The organism is Flaviramulus multivorans (assembly GCF_021728415.1).
In the GTDB taxonomy this organism is placed as follows: Bacteria; Bacteroidota; Bacteroidia; order Flavobacteriales; family Flavobacteriaceae; genus Sabulilitoribacter; species Sabulilitoribacter multivorans.
The window spans coordinates 1-18,610 of the sequence record NZ_JAKKDV010000002.1 but is presented as its reverse complement, the minus strand read 5'-3'; the positions used below and the strand labels follow the sequence as shown (position 1 = coordinate 18,610).

Below are 18,610 nucleotides of genomic sequence, written 5' to 3'. Positions count from 1 at the left end.
AAAAGTTTGTATTTTTGCACTCCTTTTAGCAAATCGTCGGGATGATAAAAGGATAAAACTGAAAATTATAATAACACTTCTGTATGTTATTTGCTTAATTCACCCGGAACATTCAGAATACAAATTTTAATCAGCACATGGCTGAAAAAGCAAAACAAGCTGAGGTTGAAGCAACTGAAGCAACTACCAAAGAAGCTCCAGTAGTATCTGAAGCTCAAGCAAATCCAGAAAAATTCTTAAAAGATTTCAATTGGCACAATTACCAAGAAGGTATTGATGAGGTTGATGACAAACAACTTAAAGAATTTGAAAAATTAGTAGCAGAAAATTTCGTTGACACTTTAGATGATGAAGTAGTAGAAGGTACGGTTATTCATATTACCGATCGTGATGCTATCATTGATATCAATGCAAAATCTGAAGGCGTTATTTCATTAAACGAATTCCGTTACAATCCTAATTTAAAAGTAGGAGACAAAGTAGAAGTATTAATTGATGTTCGTGAAGATGCAACAGGACAATTAGTATTATCTCACAGAAAAGCTCGTGTAATCAAAGCATGGGACAGAGTTATTAAAGCAAACGAAACTGGCGAAATTGTAAATGGTTTTGTAAAATGTAGAACTAAAGGTGGTATGATTGTAGATGTTTTTGGCATCGAAGCATTCTTACCAGGTTCTCAAATTGACGTAAAACCAATTAGAGATTACGATCAGTACGTAAATAAAACTATGGAATTCAAGGTTGTAAAAATCAACCACGAGTTTAAAAACGTAGTAGTTTCTCATAAAGCACTTATCGAGGCTGATATTGAAGAACAAAAGAAAGAAATCATTGGTCAACTAGAAAAAGGTCAAGTACTTGAAGGTATTGTTAAAAACATTACATCTTACGGTGTATTTATTGATCTTGGTGGTGTTGATGGTTTAATCCATATTACAGATCTTTCTTGGTCTAGAATTAACCATCCAAATGAGATTGTTGAGTTAGATCAAAAACTTAATGTAGTAATCCTTGATTTTGATGAAGATAAATCAAGAATCCAATTAGGATTAAAACAATTAAGCAAACATCCATGGGAAGCTTTAGCTGATGAAGTTAAAGTTGGTGATAAAGTAAAAGGTAAAGTAGTTGTTATCGCTGATTACGGTGCGTTTATTGAAGTTGCTGATGGCGTTGAAGGATTAATCCACGTATCAGAAATGTCATGGTCTACACATTTACGTTCTGCTCAAGATTTCGTTTCTGTTGGAGATGAAGTTGAAGCAGTTATCTTAACACTTGATAGAGAAGATCGTAAAATGTCTTTAGGTATTAAGCAATTATCTGCTGATCCTTGGACTGATATTACTGAAAAATACCCATTAGGTTCTAAGCACACAGGTATCGTACGTAACTTTACAAACTTTGGTGTTTTTGTTGAATTAGAAGAAGGTATTGACGGGTTAATTTATATCTCGGATTTATCTTGGACTAAGAAAATCAAACATCCAAGTGAGTTCTGTGCAGTAGGTGACAAGTTAGATGTTATTGTTCTTGAGTTAGATGTTGAAGGTCGTAAATTAAGTTTAGGACATAAACAAACTACTGAGAATCCTTGGGATGCTTATGAAACAGATTTTGCTTTAGACACAGTTCATAAAGCTGAAGTATCTGAAATCGTTGATAAAGGTGCTACTGTAGAATTTAATGAAGATATCGTAGCGTTTGTACCAACACGTCATCTTGAAAAAGAAGATGGAAGCAAACTTAAAAAAGGCGAAGCTGCAGAGTTTAAAATCATTGAATTTAACAAAGAATTTAAACGTGTAGTGGCTTCACATACTGCTGTATTTAAAGCAGAAGAAGCAAAAATTGTTAAGCAAGCTGTTAAAAAAGCGGAAGCTGCGGCGGCAGAAGCTAAACCAACTTTAGGTGATGCTAACGATGCTTTACAAGCGCTTAAAGATAAAATGGACGGAAAACCTGCTAAAGCTAAAGCTACTAAAGCTAAGAAAAAGTAATTTTTCCATCATTTATTAATATCAAAAAGCCTTCAATTTCTTGAAGGCTTTTTTTATCAATCAAGGGTTCGCTTAAGAATTATTTTTTATGTTTCAACTTCATAATTTTTACCTTACCTTTGTACTCCAAATACGTTTGGAAAGTATATGAGTCAAAAAGTTTTACTTAACGCAAAAGAGGTAAACATCATTCTACATCGATTGGCTTGCCAACTTATTGAAAAACATAACGATTTCTCTAATACTGTTTTAATTGGTTTACAACCACGCGGTATATTTTTAGCCGATAGATTAACAAAAATTTTAAAGGAAGATTATAAGATTAAAAATATCCAACTTGGGTATTTGGATATTACGTTCTATAGAGATGATTTTCGACGTGGACAAAAAACACTGGAAGCCAACAAAACAAAAATCAACTTTTTAGTAGAAGACAAAAACATTGTGTTTATTGACGATGTTTTATACACGGGACGAAGTATTCGTGCGGCATTAACCGCTATTCAATCGTTTGGGCGACCCAACGAAATAGAATTATTAACCTTGATTGACAGACGTTTTAGCAGACATTTACCTATTCAACCAGATTATAGAGGTCGACAAGTAGATGTTATAAATAATGAAAAAGTAAAAGTAAATTGGATTGAACATGACAAAGAAGATTCTGTTTACTTAATTGAAAAATAAATAAAATCAATGAGCGAATTAAGTGTAAATCACTTACTGGGAATTAAGTATCTTAATAAACAAGATATCCAACTTATTTTTGAAACTGCCGATCATTTTAAAGAAGTGATTAACCGCCCCATAAAAAAAGTGCCTTCGCTTAGAGATATTACGATTGCAAACCTGTTTTTCGAGAATTCAACCAGAACCAAATTATCTTTCGAACTCGCCGAAAAGCGATTGTCAGCCGATGTTTTAAATTTTTCTTCTTCACAATCTTCAGTAAAAAAAGGAGAAACATTAATAGACACAGTAAACAACATACTTTCAATGAAAGTAGATATGGTTGTTATGCGTCACCCGAATCCTGGTGCTGGTGTATTTTTATCTAAACATGTTAAAGCAAGTATCATTAATGCTGGCGATGGTGCGCATGAACACCCTACACAAGCGCTTTTAGACTCTTATTCTATAAGAGAAAAACTAGGCGACGTAAAAGGCAAAAAAGTAGTGATAGTTGGTGATATTTTACATAGTAGAGTAGCACTCTCAAATATATTTGCACTGCAACTTCAGGGTGCTCAAGTCATGGTTTGCGGACCAAAAACGCTTATACCTAAGTATATTGATAAACTTGGTGTAAAAGTAGAAACCAATTTGCGCACAGCATTAAACTGGTGCGATGTGGCTAATATGCTTCGTGTACAAAATGAACGTATGGACATAAGTTATTTTCCTTCAACACGAGAATACACACAACAGTTTGGTGTTAATAAAGAGTTGCTAAATTCTTTAAATAAAGAAATAACCATAATGCACCCAGGCCCTATAAACAGAGGGGTTGAGATTACCAGTGATGTTGCCGACTCTAAACAATCTATAATTTTAGATCAAGTTCAAAACGGCGTAGCTATAAGAATGGCCGTAATTTATTTATTAGCATCAAAAATTAAACAGTAAGTTATGATTTTAGAACAAAACGAAAATATTACTGTAATTACACAAGAAAAGGCTACAGTAATTGAATTAGTTAAAAAAATTCAAGCGTTATATCCAAAATTCAAAAACGATAATGTTATAGTGGTTTTAACATCGTTGAAAGCTCTAGGGCTTTCGGATATTACCGAATTTTTGCAAGTATCAAACACACATAGAGGTTCAAAACATTCATTTGTTATAGTATCCGACAAAATTGACTTAGATATTGTTCCTGATGAAATTGTAGTCGTTCCTACACTACAAGAAGCTTACGATATTATTGAAATGGAAGAAATGGAGCGTGATTTAGGATTTTAATATGAGTAAATTTCATCTAGCCCAAGTAAATATTGCCGAACGATTAGCTCCTATGGACGACCCAATAATGCAAGATTTTGTCAATAATTTAGACAGAATAAATGCTGTTGCAGATGTTAGTGATGGGTTTGTATGGCGACTGATGGATGAAGATAAAGAAGAAGGTGCTCGTATTTTCGAAAGTGATAAGTTGCTAATAAACATGTCGGTTTGGACTGATTTAGATGCTCTTTTTAATTACACTTATAATTCTGTACACGTTGAAATTTTTAAACGTAAAAAAGAGTGGTTTAGTAAAATGAAAATGATTCACATGGCGTTTTGGTATGTTCCTGAAGGCTATGAACCTACCTTTCAGGATGCAAAAGACCGTCTGGACTATTTAAATACCTACGGAGAAACACCTTATGCCTTTACATTTAAAAGTAAATTTTCAGCGTCTGATGCGTTAAATTATAAACCTCTTAAGTAATATGAGGCTCTCCATTTTAGGCTGTTATAGTGCCACCCCAAGAACTTTAAACAATACAACCTCGCAAGTATTAGAAATAAACAACCACATGTTTTTAATAGACTGTGGCGAGGGAACACAGGTACAACTGCGCAAACATAAAATAAAGTTTAACCGCATAAAACACATCTTTATTTCGCATTTACATGGCGATCATTTTTTTGGGCTAGTCGGTCTTATTTCAACCTTTAGATTGTTAACTCGAGAAACCGACTTGCACATTTACGGTCCCAAAGGAATTAAAGAAGTCGTTACACTTCAAATGAAGTTAGCCGATTCGTGGACCAATTATAATCTGATATTTCATGAATTGACTTCAAACACATCCGAATTAATTTTTGAAGATGAAAAAGTGGAAGTCCATACAATTCCTCTGGACCATCGAGTTTATACCAACGGATTTCTTTTTAAAGAAAAGGTAGGTGATAGAAAGCTAAACGTTAGAGCCGCTGAAAGAGCTAATATTGATGTGGCTTATTATAGAAAACTAAAACAAGGTTTTGATGTTGTTAATGAAGATGGCGTCACTATAAAAAATGAAACAGTTACTAAAGCGGGTAACAAACCAAAAAGTTATGCGTTTTGCAGCGACACCTATTATAAAGAAGATATTATACCTATAATTAAAAAAGTAGATGTGCTTTACCACGAATCTACATTTTTAAACAAACACGAACATTTAGCTTTAAAAACCAAGCATTCTACAGCAAAACAAGCCGCTAGTATTGCAAAACAAGCGCATGTTGGCACATTATTACTTGGTCATTATTCTACCCGATACGATAGCTTAGAACGTTTTAAGGAAGAGGCTCAAGAGGTTTTTGAAAATGTAGAGTTAAGCGACGATGGCAAAACCTTTGAGTTTTAATTATTCTTAATTAATGCTATCCAGATAATTTATTAAGATTGCTTTTCTACAAAGCTTTTAAATTTTACAAGCCATTTATCTACTTGTTTTTTAAACATTCCTGGAAATAGTTTTGCAAATAGCTTTATAACAAAGCCTCTCAACTCGCTGTAGTGAATTTCAGTAACCATTTTTGTTTCATGCGCATTTACCGCAACAAAGGTATTTCGCATGGTATTGGTCATGTTTTTATGCTCGTATTTTGCGTAAAATTCTTCAGGTAAATTGTTATGAATTATGGTTTCAAATAAGTCAAACTTCTTGTAGACTAGTTTTGATTTTGCACCGGCTTCTCTTTTATTACCGCTTAAATGTTCAATTCTAACAAAATCCTTTTGCGATTGTTTAAGTGCTTCAGGATTTTCAAATTGTTTAACAACCTCTTCAATAGGTTTATTGATGGAAATATGGCAGACAAATTTCATAAAAAGCGTTCTAGTACTTCAAGATAATAAAAAATGATGAATCAAAATACAGAACAGACAGTCTTTAAGCTTTAATTCAGCTCTTTTAAATTCAAGGTCCATTCCATAGCTTCTTCTAAGGATAAGCATCTTTTAATGCTGTTTTTAGAAAAGCGTTTTTCTAAAGTAGCATTCATAAAAGTCATACTATTATAGGTTACTATAGCTCCAGCAACCAACATATTGTACTCATCTAGTACTTGGTTCCAGGTGTGTGGATCCATGGAATAGGAATTAACGCGGTTAGAAATATATCCTAATTGGGCATCTTTCCCGTAATAATCAACGGCATCAGCCATAATATTTTGAATCAAATCCCAATCAAAATGTACGGATTCGTTCAGTTCAGAAACAATCAATTTATCAAGAAAATAAAAGTTTCCAAAGGGCTTTTCAATTTTATAACAATGTAGGCTTTTAAAAAATTTAGAGTCTTCAAATTTCATAATTAGTTTTTAGGGCGTGCAAACTTAAAAAAGTTATTAGAAAAATTAATGATTAACTAAGATTTAATTTTTGTTATTTTGTAGCATATGGATAAGGATTTAAGCAACTATAGAAAATCTTACGAAAAGGGTGAGTTACTTTTAAGCGAAGTGCCCGAAAACCCTTTAGAACTGTTTCAAAAATGGTTTTATGAGGTTGATACGTTTTTTAGTGAAGACGAAACCAACGCCATGACTATTTCTACAATTGGTGATGATGGGTATCCAAAGAGTAGAGTAGTGCTACTAAAAAAATACACCTACGAGGGTTTTATTTTCTATACCAATTATAATAGCGAAAAAGGAAAAGCCATTGCTAACAATCCTAATGTGTGTTTGTCTTTTTTCTGGCATGGCGCCGAAAGACAAATCATTATAAAAGGACAAGCTGAAAAGATTGCTGAGAATTTAAGTGATGGATATTTTGAATCCCGACCCAGAGGCAGTCAATTAGGAGCATTGGTTTCCAATCAAAGTGATGTGATTCCTGATAGGGAGTATCTTGAAAACAAACTGGCGAACTTAGAGAAGCAATACGAAGGAAAAGAAATTCCCAGACCAATACATTGGGGCGGTTATATAGTAAAACCTGTTGAATTTGAGTTTTGGCAAGGGCGCCCAAACCGTTTGCATGACCGCATTCGATACACGCTTCAAGAAGACTTTAACTGGTCAATTAATCGTTTATCTCCATAAAAATACGATAAAACGTATTTTTCATACATTTTTATTTACACTTTATCGATAAAATAAGTAATTTGTCGATTTTGCAAATGTCGTTCATCGAATTCTAGACCTCATAGGGTGCAAACCTGACCGTGCTGAATAACTTTATAGGACCAAATCTAAATTTACCTACTTATGAAGTTATTAATCAAATGGCCAGTACTGGCACTGTTTGCTGTTTTAACCTTTTCATCGTGTTCAACAGACAGCTTAGACGATCAAGCAAATGCTATAGAATTAAACCTTGTAACCCCTGAGGTTAAGGATATTGAAGTTGAAATATTAAACCTTATTAACGACCACAGATTATCTAAAGGATTAAACCCGCTAGGGGATATGACCTTAGTAAAATCGGTTGCCTTTACACATACCGATTATATGGTGGATAAGGACGAAGTATCACACGCCAATTTTTATACACGTAGTAATTACTTAAAAGCCAACGCAGGTGCTAAACGCGTATCTGAAAACGTTGCTTATGGGTATAGTACGGCGCAAGGTGTTGTTAATGCTTGGATAAAGAGCGAATCGCATAGAGAAAACCTAGAAGGCGATTTTACAAACTTTGATGTATCGGCAGAAAAAAACGAAAATGGGAGATGGTATTATACTAACATTTTTATTAAAAAATAACGATTGCTTTAATGCAATTGAAACCTCATAACCTTATTTGATTTGACTGATTTTTAGCAAATGTTGCATTTTAGAGGTATTGTGCAATAAAAATTAAATAGGTTATAATTAATAACTTAACAGTTATTAAATTTAGCTTTAGGTATAAAGCCCTTTCATTTATTTGAGAGGGCTTTTTGGTTTAACTTTGCAATATTCAATTTAAAAAGTAGTGAGGTTCTTAATGTAATAAGTTTTCGACTTAAACTTGAAAACTGAACTTTATTTTATTATTTATTTACACACAGAACCAGCTGTTTTTTATATATGAAATGATATTAAGTGTAGTTTTAAAATAGTGTAAATCCAAAAATAATCGAGAATGAATTATAATCTGATTCCCAATACCTAAAATCCCTATTAGTAAAATACCTTAATTCAACGCTATATTTATCGTTGTGTTTATAACCAAATCCAAATGCTAAATTATTTCTTGTTTTTATTTCTATTACATTAGGACCTTCTATTAGCGATGTGTTTGTTATACTTAAACTTGAATTTCCAACATTGAAATCTAAAACAAAAGAACCATTTACAAAAATTTTAGAATTGTTTTTTAAAAAGAAATAATGTCTTATTCCAACAGGAAATTCAATTGATTTATAGTCAATCTTATAAATTATCTCTTGAGGTATAACAAGGTCGAATGGATTAACCATGATAGTTTTTTCAGATTTATAATATTGATACGTGGGTTCTATTATCAAAGCCCACTTATTTTTATTAAAGGGCATAATAAATTCCGCTTCAAGTCCTAATCTAAGTCCCAGTTTATTCTCAAAATTAACATCTGATAAATTTGCATTTCTATTATTTATTGATAGGGATGTACTTTTTACTCCAGGTCTTAAGGTCAAATTAAACAAGTCTTGTTTCTGTTTCTGTTTAATAATGAGGGATTCTGAATTACTACATTGGTTGTATTTTACAAAAAAATCAAGTAATTCATTTTCCTTATAATCAATGTTATTAATAATTTTTATCGATATATCTTTACACTTTAAATTGCTCCATAATTGCTGTTTATAACTATCGTTGGTGCCTATTTTGTTGTTAGTTGTTTTGTATTTTTTAAAAATTAATTGCTCAATAGCAGAGTTATCATAATTAAAAAAGAATCTTTTTAAATTCTTGTCTTCATATAAATATAAATTTGCTTTCCCTTCAACTAATAGTTTTAAATATAAAACCTCTTCTTTAAAAATAGGATTTTTACTATAATTTAGGTAGTTAGTGTTTTTACTTGACCTATCAATTTTTACATTGCTTCTGACATATTTTGAATAGTTACCAATTCCAAACTCCTTTACCGACTGTATTGTACCTGTTTTGGTTTCACCATTGTCGGAAAGTTTGTATTCAAACTGAATTGGATTGTTTTTCCAGTCTATATTTTTGATTAAGCAATCAATTTTTTGATTTGAGTTATTAATAAAGTACCCTTTCTCAAAAGAAATTTGGCTATAAGTATTTGTGGATAAAATGATTAACAAAAAAAGCAAATAATTTTTTTTCATTATATGAATATTTTAAAACTTACATATTTTTTAAATCTGAGGTTCAAATAACCAACCACATTTGGTATCTAATCCTTTTAATGAACAGTACGTATCCATGAACGAAATATAAAGTTTTATTGTGAGAATTTCAGTATTTATTTAACATTAATTCAATTACAAATAAGCGAAGTATCAAATAAAAAAACCACCAAGAAAGTGGCTTGGTGGTTTTTACAATTATAAAATTTAGCTTTTCATTGTGCTTAGTGTATTCGTGTGTGAGAATTTAAAAATGTAGATGAGTTCTATTAATTAATTTTAACTATGTTGTAAGTAGTTTTAATCATAATCTTTATTCAATTTAGAGGTAAACTATAAATCAGAATATAGTTTAATAACCGTAACAATTAGTATATGTATAGTATTCATCTAAAGTAACGGCACTACTACAAACATTATATGGATATTTGTCAATTCCTTTAGTTGTTAAATTATTTTCATCATAATTATAGCTGTAATAATTAGTGGTTCCGGTATTATTATTGGTTTCTGAAAGCGTATTGTTTTGAGAAAATAACATAGGGTTAGGTAGATTTTGGCATAAAAATGTTGGATAAATAACACCCTTCCATGGATTATTTCCATTGTCATACGTGTAAGATGCTTCGTTATATAGTGTGAAGTTATTTGGAGAATTATTATCATAAACATATAACTTAATTGAACTCACATTCCCATTTTGATCCATAAAATAGTCTGCATATGATATGTTTTGATATGATATTCCATTAGAGTAGTCTTGCCTTACAGTTATTTTATTCTCAGTGTATTCAATGCTAAAAATATTAGCCGTTGAAGGATTATAAAACCTTTTTAATTGAATTAACTTTTCACCATTATATTTTGCACTTAAAGTAGGTAAGTCTTGAGATAAGTCGGCGAATATTAGTCCGACTTCAATGGAGTCGTTTGCAATTTTATTTACATAATATGTCGTGGGATTATCATTATAAGTATTAATTATTTGGTGTAACTCATTGTTATTATTATAAATGTATTTATATTTTGATGTCGCAAATCTTATTTCTTCTATAAGACAATTTTGTTCTGTTTCTATGTTTTCTGGAATAGGTTCAATATTTGATTCATTCTTTGAACAGTTTATTAAAAGTAATGATATGCATATAAATTTAAATATTGGATATTTCATAGGTTTAAGTTCGGATATTAATGTCAGTAAATGTATCAAATGTTGGCCTTACTTTATGGAATGAATCTTTTTATAATTTATAGTAGACCTAAACGAAGTTAGAATTTTCTTACCACAAAACCAATAAGTACTTCTACTTATTTAATAAAAAAACCACCAAGAAGGTTGCTTGGTGGTTTTTACAATTATAAAATTTAGCTTTAAATTATTCCATTTGTATGACTTTAAACTGCGTACGCCTATTAAGTTGGTGTTTATCTTCGGTACAACGGGTTGTGCCATCGCAGTTATTAATTAAGTTTTGCTCACCATAGCCTTTGTACTCTACAATTCTTGCAGGGTCTACACCTTGGCTTATTAAATAGTTATAAGTTGCCACAGCACGCGCTTGCGATAGTTTGTCGTTATAGGCTGATGACCCTCTAGAATCGGTATGCGATTCTATTTTAATTGTCATACCTGGGTATTTATTTACCATTAAATCTACAATTCTATCTAATTCAGAGGTTCCATCTTTTCGTATTACTGATTTATTAAAATCAAAGTAAATAGGGTAGAGTGCTGCTATTGGTATCGCCTCTTTTTTAACAGGATTTAGTGCAAAATCTGCTGTTAAACTTTTAACGTGTCGTTCAATATTTTTAGAGGTAATAGAAGCCGCATGGTCTTCAAAAGCATCTTTTTTGGTTGCCACTACATAATCGGTATCTCTATCAATAATAATCTTGTAATACCCATCATCATTGGTTTCAACATATGTAATTTCTTTGCCATCCGTATCTAATAAAGTTACTTTGGTATTGGCGATGGGTTCGTTGGTATTTACATCGGTTACGGTACCTTCAATAGCCAATTGTGGTATTCTGTTAAACGCATAAATATCGTCACTACCAACACCACCTTCTCTGTTAGAGGCGAAATAACCCGTGAGTCCATTGTTATTTAAAAAATAGGCAAAATCATCTTTATTTGAGTTTACAGGCTCACCAAGATTTACAACGTTAATTATCCTATTGTTTGTATCTGAAACGGCTTCAAAAACATCCAGTAAACCAAAGCCTTCGTGTCCTTCGGAAGCAAAAAAGAGTGTCCCTTCGCTACTTATAAACGGAAAACCTTCGTCCTTTTTTGTATTGACTAGGTTGCCTAAATTTTGTGGTGTTCCGAAAGTTCCATCACTGTGAATATCTACATAAAAAATATCAGATCCACCAATGCTGCCTTTCATATCGGAAGCGAAATATAATTTGGTTTCGTCTTCATTTAATGCTGGGTGCGCATTTGAAAACTTCGTTCCGTTAAAAGGAAGTTCTTCAATGTTCGTCCACCTATCATTTTTTAAGGTAGCCTTGTAGATTTTTAAATGCGTGATAAGGTTTTCATCAGCTCCTAAAATTTGATTATTGAAATCGTTTCTACAAAAGTACATGGTTTGACCATCTTTAGTAATGGCAAGAGAACCTTCATGAAATACGGTATTTACTTTTCCTTTTAATTTAGATTTGTGATCTACAGGAGTTTCCTCGGAGCCTTTATTGGTGACATAAATATCTAAAAAGGGCTCATTGGTTCTTTCATCAATATGTTTTACTAAAACACCTTCATCTCTAGAGGAAGCAAAATAGATGTTTCCATTATGCTCATAAGCTCCAAAATCGCTAAATTTTGAATTAAAAGGCATATTGGTTACAGTATGTTGTTGTTTTATATTATCGAAACCAAACGTATTAAAACGAGCCTCCACATCTTTCTGAGCATCAGGTTGTGCAAAGGTTAATAAACCTGTGAGTAAACCAATGCTAATTAGTATGTTGTTTTTTAATTTCATGGGGTCTTTATTAATTAAAAAATCTTTAAAGTACATGTTTGTAAATACTTCTATTTACTCCATTTTAATCACAATAAATTGTGTACGTCTGTTTAATTGATGTTTAGCTTCTTCACAAGAAACACCATCAGCACATTCATTTATTAATCTACGTTCGCCATAACCTTTATACGATTCAATATTTGCTGGATTCACACCTTTTGAAATTAAATAGTTATAGGTTGATTTAGCTCTATTTGTAGATAAAATATCGTTGTATTCGTGCGTTCCGCGAGAATCTGTATGCGCTTCAATTTTAATTACCATTTCAGGATAATCAACCGTCATTAATTTCACGATTTTATCCAACTCTACAGCATATTCTTTACGGATGTTATACTTTTCAAAATCGAAATATATCGGGTTAAGTTGTGCATTTGCTACAGCTGTAGAATCGCCATCAATTTGATTTTTTTCATAATCGAAATTAACGTTATTCAAGTCTGCTAGTTTAGCGACATCTGGAACAGGATTCAACAGTAAATTGGCACTTATAGTAATAAGCTCTGTTTGAATGTTTTTTGATGTAAAGGTTCTGTAATCATCAATATATTTATCTTGACTCGCTACAATTTTGTAGTCTTGATTTCTGTCTATATTAATTTGATAATACCCGTTTTCATCCGTTTCCATAAAGGCCACTTGATTTTCGTTATTATCGTAAAGCGTAATTTTCGCGCTGGGAACTGGTTTTGTATTAATAGCATCAGTTACAACACCTTCAACATGTAAAACAGGCACTCTATGAAAGGCATAAATATCGTCACTACCACGGCCACCACGACGGTTTGAGGCAAAATAGCCAGTAATACCATCTGGATTCATGCTAAATGAAAAATCATCGCTATTTGAGTTTACCGGAACACCTAGATTAATAACATCTACAATGGTTTCATTATCTTCTTCATCTTTAATTGTTGCAAAAATATCAAGCATACCTAAACCAGTATGACCATCTGAAGAAAAGAATAAAACGCCTTCGTTATTTATAAAAGGGAATCCTTCAGCGCTTTCAGTATTTACTACATCGCCGACATTTTTTAGATCCATTAATAATCCATCAGGACGAATATTAACCACCCAAATATCCGATCCACCTCTAGTTCCAGGTCTATCTGAAGTAAAGTATAATTTGGTATCATCAATATTTAAAGCAGGGTGTTGCGTTGAAAAATTATCGCCGTTAATAGGTAAATCTTCAATATTAGTCCATAAACCATCTACCAAAGTAGCTCGGTAAATTTTCATGTTGGTAAGCCCTTTTTTATCCTTTGTTTCAACTTCTTCATTAAAGTTGTTTCTAGAGAAATACATGGTTTTACCATCTTTAGTAATGGTTACAGGTCCATCATGATAAATGGAGTTTACATCACCTTTTAATTTGTTGGTATAATCTGCGTTCTTTTTTGAATTGGCATCGGTTACATAGACGTCTAAAAATGGTTGTTCGTTCCATCCATATAAGCGTTTTACAGCGACACCTTCATCGCGTGCAGACGTAAAGTAAACTTTTCCATCGTGTTCAAAAGCACCAAAATCACTGTATTTTGAATTAAAACGAACCCGGTCTAAAAAGTACTGCTGTTTTGCACCAAATACACTTGTAATAAAGTTGATGTCTTTTGAAAAATCGTTCGCATTCACTACACCACCCGAATCTTTATAGCGTTGCAACCACTCTTGAGATTCTTCGTATTTTTTCATTCCACGAAGAGCTTGCGCATATTTATAATAATACTCAACAGGCACATTTTTTTGTTTTACAACACTTTTGTAATAGCGCTCCGCATTTCTTGAGTCTCTTAAATAAGCATAACAATCAGCAAGTTGTCTGGTTGCATAATCCTTATTGTAATTGTTTTGAATAAGTTCTCTATAAACTTCAGCAGCTTTTACAAATGAGAATTTGTTAAATAAAGTATCGGCTCTTTTTTGCTTTCCTTGTTGAGAAAATACTGTAAAGCTTAGCATTAATGCGATACAAACTAATATGTAATCTTTGTTTTTCATAGAACTAATATTAGAAATATCTTGGTGATTTTAATTTAGAACTTAAGAATTTGAACTCATAAATAAGCAATATTTCATGAGTACCTGTTGTATAATCTGCTATTTCTGAAATTGGTTTTTCGTAAGCATACCCAATACGTAATTGTCTGGATACTTGAAAATCTGCAATACCACCGATAGCAGCAGTTTGTTCGTTGATTCTATATGAACCACCTAACCAAAACTTTTCGTTAAATAAGAAGTTGGCTGTTAAGTCATACGATACAGGAGCACCATTAGTAGCTTTAATTAAGGCTGCTGGTTTAAATTTAATTGATTTACTTAAATCAATAACACCACCCGCGGTAAAATAATAACTAATACGCTCTAAAGCTTCAAAATCATTGTTTTTGTTGCTGAAATCGTTATTTAATATTCTTGGAGCCGATAAACTAGCATATATTCTATTAGTACTCCAGTAAATACCGGCACCAACATTAGGTGTCCATCTATCTTCAGTTCCGTAAATTAATGGATCATTTGCGTTTGCTTGATCTAAACGGAAGTCTGTATCAAAACTAAACTGCGTGAAACCAGCTTTTAAACCAAAGGCCAATTTTCCATCTGTACCAGTAGGAATACTATATGAAAAATCTCCATATAAGTATGTGAAATTTTGAGGGCCTAAATCATCTTCAATAAACGATAAACCTAAACCAATTCTATCATTCCTAAGCGGCGTATGAATAGAAAGTGTCTGTGTAATTGGGCCACCTTTAAAACCAACCCATTGACTTCTATGCAATGCAACTATGCTTAAAGCTTCTCGACTCCCAGCATAAGCAGGGTTTATTGAGATTGTATTGTACATGTACTGGGTGAATTGCGGTAATTGTTGCGCAACTCCAACCGTACAGCAGAACAATGCAATAGCGATTATATTATGTTTTATAAATTTCATAGGTTAAGGGTTTATCTGGTTCCTAAGTAAACGGGGCCTGTTAAAGGACTCAATCCACTATTTTGTAATTTTATTATGTAATAATATGTTCCGTTTGGCAATTTACCTGAAGCTCCAATTGATGATTTTGGCGATGAGCCATTCCAATCACCTTGAGCACCGGATGTTTCAATACTACCTAATGTGTAATTATTAGATTCGTACACTAAAGCACCCCAACGGTTAAATATTTTAACTTCTGCAACAAAACCACATAAATCAATTCCGGCGATATCAAAAGTTTCATTGTAACCATCACCATTTGGTGTAATAGCTTTAGAGATTACTATATCATTTTCACCACAAGGTAGAACCACACAATCCGCATGAATATTCATAATAACCTCAGTAATGCTTATACATCCTTCATGAGTTGTAGTGTATCTAAATCTATAATCTATTCCACCATCACCAGGTAAAAAATCTGCTGCTAACTTAAGTTGCGTTGGATCAAAAATGCTACCATTAAGCGTTGCATCTGGGTTTCCTTCTAATAGTTCCCAAGTTCCATTCGTATTAAGTGTATCAGATATGATATCATTTAAGTTTACAATACCTTCATCAAAACATCTATCCTCAGCAACGACTTCAGAATAAACTTCATCTAAGGTCACATTCAAGGTTTGTGTATAAACTGCTTCATTATTACATGCATCTCTTACAGTCCATGTTCTAACGATTTGATAGTCTACAAATACATTTTCGTCAAATGAATTTGTTTCGTTATAAACAACCACAATGTTTGCAGAACAATTATCTTCAAACTCTAATACTGGAGCATCAGGAATATCTGTACAACTTACATCTAAAGTAGCTTCATAAGACGTTGTAGGCACTGGCGCTGTAGTATCTTGAACTGTTATAATTTGAGTGTGTGTTGTTGTTAAACCACATTCATCAGTAGCAATCCAAGTACGAGCTATAAAATAATTTGAAGGACAATCACCATCAGTTCTAATATCATTTACTGTCACTGTAGCAGAACCACAATTATCAGTAGCTGTTATTGAAGTAACATCAGGGATGTTATCACATTCAACAGTCATATCACTAGGTAAAGCTTCAACAAACGTTGGAGGCGTTGTATCTTGTACTATAATATTCTGAGAATGCGTCGTAGTTAAACCACACTCATCAGTGGCAGTCCAAGTACGCGTTAAAGTATAGCTATTAGGACAAATTCCGTCTGTTCTAGTGTCGCTAACCGTAACCACGGCAGAACCACAACTATCAACAGCTGTTAAGGTTTGAGGTGTTGGAATAGAATCACATTCTACTACTATGTTTGTAACAGGAAGTGCTTCAACAAATGTTGGAGGTGTTGTATCCTGAACTGTTATAGTTTGAACATGTGTTTTAGTTAAACCACACTCATCGGTAGCCGTATAAGTACGAGTAATAGTATAATTGAAATCACAATTACCGTCATTTCTAACATCGTTTACTGTTACTACAGCACTTCCACAATTATCAGAAGCAGTTAATACTACTGGACTAGGAACACCGTCACATTCTACTACAACATCTCCTGGCAATGACGTTTGGTCAAATTCAGGTGCCGTTGTATCCGACGTTGAAATTATTTGATCCGCTGTTGAAACATTTCCACAAGAATCCGTTGCTGTCCATGTACGAGTAATAGTATATGTGCCAGAACAAGCTCCATCAGTTCTAACATCATTAAATGTTACTACTGGATTAGGATCACAATTATCTGTAGCTGTTGCTTCACCAAAATTAATTGGAGATAAATCATCACTACATTCAGCTGTTACATTATTTGGTAATGTAAGCACTGGAGGAGTAGAGTCAATTACAGTAATAGTTTGATTATGTTCAATTGTTACTCCACAAATATTTGTTGCTGTCCAAGTTCTTAAAAGTGAATAAGAATTAGGACAATCTCCATCTGTTCTTGTTTCATCATATACCACGCTAATATCACCACATGTATTAGATGCTGTAAGCGCATCAGCAGTTGGTACTGAATCACATTCAACTGTCATATCTGTTGGAAGTGTTTGATCAAATGTTGTTGCTGATGGTTGAGTAAATGTATAAGTTGCACTCACATCAAAAGTTTGACATTTATCAGTTATCGTCCAAGTAATTATTACTGAACCACCTGTACAGAAATCTATGGATTGAGTACTGAAATCGTTAGAAACAGTTGGCGAACATCCATTAGCAAAACTACCATTTATAATAGTTGTTTGATCATTAACCCATGAAGCTAAATCAGCATCTAGTTCGTTTTGTGCATTTGTTAAATCGTTCGTATCAAATTCACAAGCATCCGAACTATCGTTCACAGGCGCTGTGTATGTTATAGCCGTAGGCGCTGTTACAGAGAAATCAGCAGATACATTAATAGTTTCACATAAATCAGTGATCGTCCAAGTTACTGTTGCAGTCCCACCATTACATAACTCAGGGATAGTAACAGAAGCACTATCATTGGTAAGTACAGGTGAACATCCATTGGCAATAGCAAAGGCACTGGTTTGCGCAGCCACCCAATTATTAAAGGCGGTATCAACTTCCGATTGATCTGCATAATCACAAGCATCCGAACTATCGTTCACAGGTGCTGTGTATGTTATAGCCGTAGGAGCAACTAATGTATAAGTCGCTGATCTATTTATGGTTTCACAAATATCTTCAATAGTCCAGTTTACAACAATGGCACCACCCGTACATATATCGATAGTTTCATTATTATAATCGTGACTAACATCAGGAGAGCCACCAGTAAGACTACTATTAATAATATTAGTTTGATCCGCTACCCATGTAGCAATATCGTTATCAACGTTAGCTTGAGCAATGGTAATATCATCATTATCAAAATCACAAGAATTAGCAGTTTTACTAGAAGGATCCGTAAAGTTAATACCGTCTGGTTGAGTAAAAGTATAAGTAGCATTTACATTAATGGTTTCACATAAATCAGTAATTATCCATGTTACGGTAATACTATCAGAAATACAGAATGATATTCTTTGACCAGCATAATCATTAGTAATCACAGGATTACAGCCATTAACAACACTACCATTAATTGTTGCATTTTGGTCAGCTAACCATGCATCAAAATCTGCATCTAAATTACTTTGAGCTACCACAGGGTCTGGGTCATCAAATTCAGAAGCTGTAGATGAATCATCTACTGGCGCAGTGTAAGTTATAGCTGTAGGTGCTGTTACAGAGAAATCAGCAGATACATTAATAGTTTCACATAAATCAGTGATCGTCCAAGTTACTGTTGCAGTCCCACCATTACATAACTCAGGGATAGTAGCAGAAGCACTATCA

16 protein-coding genes are annotated in these 18,610 nt (G+C 33.1%); 8 read left to right on the top strand and 8 right to left on the bottom strand.

From position 1 onward, the window contains the following. The first annotated feature begins 137 nt into the window (after positions 1-137). From rpsA to L3X39_RS04915, 6 genes are all read left to right on the top strand, one after another. Entirely contained in the window at positions 138-2,003 is a 1,866-nt protein-coding gene (gene rpsA / locus L3X39_RS04940; protein WP_237230660.1) for a 30S ribosomal protein S1, read from the top strand. 147 nt (positions 2,004-2,150) lie between these two features. Further along, positions 2,151-2,690 carry a bifunctional pyr operon transcriptional regulator/uracil phosphoribosyltransferase PyrR gene (gene pyrR, locus L3X39_RS04935; RefSeq protein ID WP_237230659.1) on the top strand — a complete coding sequence of 180 codons (540 nt, stop codon included), beginning with the start codon at positions 2,151-2,153 and terminating at the stop codon, positions 2,688-2,690. A gap of 9 nt (positions 2,691-2,699) precedes the next feature. Continuing rightward, the gene (locus L3X39_RS04930; protein WP_237230658.1) at positions 2,700-3,629 is read left to right on the top strand and encodes an aspartate carbamoyltransferase catalytic subunit; all 930 of its coding nucleotides are present in this window, start codon (positions 2,700-2,702) and stop codon (positions 3,627-3,629) included. A 3-nt stretch (positions 3,630-3,632) separates the two neighbouring features. Continuing rightward, positions 3,633-3,965, top strand: coding sequence for a ribonuclease Z (locus L3X39_RS04925; RefSeq protein WP_237230657.1), 333 nt, complete (start codon positions 3,633-3,635; stop codon positions 3,963-3,965). Between the two features lies 1 nt (position 3,966). After that, positions 3,967-4,437 carry a DUF3291 domain-containing protein gene (locus tag L3X39_RS04920; RefSeq protein WP_237230656.1) on the top strand — a complete coding sequence of 157 codons (471 nt, stop codon included), beginning with the start codon at positions 3,967-3,969 and terminating at the stop codon, positions 4,435-4,437. 1 nt (position 4,438) lies between these two features. Continuing rightward, positions 4,439-5,344, top strand: coding sequence for a ribonuclease Z (locus L3X39_RS04915; protein ID WP_237230655.1), 906 nt, complete (start codon positions 4,439-4,441; stop codon positions 5,342-5,344). Positions 5,345-5,376: 32 nt separating this feature from the next. Here L3X39_RS04915 and L3X39_RS04910 read toward each other — a convergent pair whose 3' ends face one another. Both L3X39_RS04910 and L3X39_RS04905 read right to left on the bottom strand, forming a co-directional pair. Next, positions 5,377-5,808: an SRPBCC family protein gene (locus tag L3X39_RS04910; RefSeq protein ID WP_237230654.1), complete on the bottom strand. Its 432-nt coding sequence runs from the start codon at positions 5,806-5,808 to the stop codon at positions 5,377-5,379. Between the two features lie 71 nt (positions 5,809-5,879). Then, a complete protein-coding gene (locus L3X39_RS04905) occupies positions 5,880-6,293 on the bottom strand; it encodes a hypothetical protein (protein ID WP_237230653.1) in 414 nt (137 codons plus the stop codon). An 87-nt stretch (positions 6,294-6,380) separates the two neighbouring features. Here L3X39_RS04905 and pdxH point away from each other — a divergent pair, with 87 nt between their 5' ends. Continuing rightward, complete coding sequence (gene pdxH, locus L3X39_RS04900; RefSeq protein ID WP_237230652.1) at positions 6,381-7,028, top strand: pyridoxamine 5'-phosphate oxidase; 648 nt, start codon at positions 6,381-6,383, stop codon at positions 7,026-7,028. A 165-nt stretch (positions 7,029-7,193) separates the two neighbouring features. Next, positions 7,194-7,691 (top strand): CAP domain-containing protein, encoded by a 498-nt coding sequence (locus L3X39_RS04895; RefSeq protein ID WP_237230651.1) that lies wholly within the window; start codon positions 7,194-7,196, stop codon positions 7,689-7,691. Between the two features lie 329 nt (positions 7,692-8,020). Here L3X39_RS04895 and L3X39_RS04890 read toward each other — a convergent pair whose 3' ends face one another. The 6 genes from L3X39_RS04890 to L3X39_RS04865 form a co-directional block, all read right to left on the bottom strand. Beyond that, positions 8,021-9,247: a porin family protein gene (locus tag L3X39_RS04890; RefSeq protein WP_237230650.1), complete on the bottom strand. Its 1,227-nt coding sequence runs from the start codon at positions 9,245-9,247 to the stop codon at positions 8,021-8,023. Positions 9,248-9,620: 373 nt separating this feature from the next. Further along, positions 9,621-10,439 carry a hypothetical protein gene (locus tag L3X39_RS04885; RefSeq protein WP_237230649.1) on the bottom strand — a complete coding sequence of 273 codons (819 nt, stop codon included), beginning with the start codon at positions 10,437-10,439 and terminating at the stop codon, positions 9,621-9,623. Between the two features lie 205 nt (positions 10,440-10,644). Beyond that, the gene (locus tag L3X39_RS04880; RefSeq protein WP_237230648.1) at positions 10,645-12,303 is read right to left on the bottom strand and encodes an OmpA family protein; all 1,659 of its coding nucleotides are present in this window, start codon (positions 12,301-12,303) and stop codon (positions 10,645-10,647) included. Between the two features lie 18 nt (positions 12,304-12,321). Then, a complete protein-coding gene (locus tag L3X39_RS04875; RefSeq protein ID WP_237230647.1) occupies positions 12,322-14,316 on the bottom strand; it encodes an OmpA family protein in 1,995 nt (664 codons plus the stop codon). Between the two features lie 10 nt (positions 14,317-14,326). Beyond that, positions 14,327-15,256 carry a PorP/SprF family type IX secretion system membrane protein gene (locus L3X39_RS04870; RefSeq protein WP_237230646.1) on the bottom strand — a complete coding sequence of 310 codons (930 nt, stop codon included), beginning with the start codon at positions 15,254-15,256 and terminating at the stop codon, positions 14,327-14,329. A gap of 11 nt (positions 15,257-15,267) precedes the next feature. Continuing rightward, positions 15,268-18,610 (bottom strand): T9SS type B sorting domain-containing protein (locus tag L3X39_RS04865; RefSeq protein WP_237230645.1); only part of this gene is annotated, 3,343 nt, incomplete at its 5' end.

Coding starts and splice junctions, on each gene's coding strand:
- L3X39_RS04920 (WP_237230656.1), top strand. CDS start 3,967: ATGAGTAAATTTCATCTAGCCCAAGTAAATATTGCCGAACGATTAGCT.
- L3X39_RS04910 (WP_237230654.1), bottom strand. CDS start 5,808: ATGAAATTTGTCTGCCATATTTCCATCAATAAACCTATTGAAGAGGTT.
- pdxH (WP_237230652.1), top strand. CDS start 6,381: ATGGATAAGGATTTAAGCAACTATAGAAAATCTTACGAAAAGGGTGAG.
- L3X39_RS04890 (WP_237230650.1), bottom strand. CDS start 9,247: ATGAAAAAAAATTATTTGCTTTTTTTGTTAATCATTTTATCCACAAAT.
- L3X39_RS04930 (WP_237230658.1), top strand. CDS start 2,700: ATGAGCGAATTAAGTGTAAATCACTTACTGGGAATTAAGTATCTTAAT.
- L3X39_RS04925 (WP_237230657.1), top strand. CDS start 3,633: ATGATTTTAGAACAAAACGAAAATATTACTGTAATTACACAAGAAAAG.
- pyrR (WP_237230659.1), top strand. CDS start 2,151: ATGAGTCAAAAAGTTTTACTTAACGCAAAAGAGGTAAACATCATTCTA.
- L3X39_RS04880 (WP_237230648.1), bottom strand. CDS start 12,303: ATGTACTTTAAAGATTTTTTAATTAATAAAGACCCCATGAAATTAAAA.
- L3X39_RS04870 (WP_237230646.1), bottom strand. CDS start 15,256: ATGAAATTTATAAAACATAATATAATCGCTATTGCATTGTTCTGCTGT.
- L3X39_RS04915 (WP_237230655.1), top strand. CDS start 4,439: ATGAGGCTCTCCATTTTAGGCTGTTATAGTGCCACCCCAAGAACTTTA.
- rpsA (WP_237230660.1), top strand. CDS start 138: ATGGCTGAAAAAGCAAAACAAGCTGAGGTTGAAGCAACTGAAGCAACT.
- L3X39_RS04875 (WP_237230647.1), bottom strand. CDS start 14,316: ATGAAAAACAAAGATTACATATTAGTTTGTATCGCATTAATGCTAAGC.
- L3X39_RS04905 (WP_237230653.1), bottom strand. CDS start 6,293: ATGAAATTTGAAGACTCTAAATTTTTTAAAAGCCTACATTGTTATAAA.
- L3X39_RS04885 (WP_237230649.1), bottom strand. CDS start 10,439: ATGAAATATCCAATATTTAAATTTATATGCATATCATTACTTTTAATA.
- L3X39_RS04895 (WP_237230651.1), top strand. CDS start 7,194: ATGAAGTTATTAATCAAATGGCCAGTACTGGCACTGTTTGCTGTTTTA.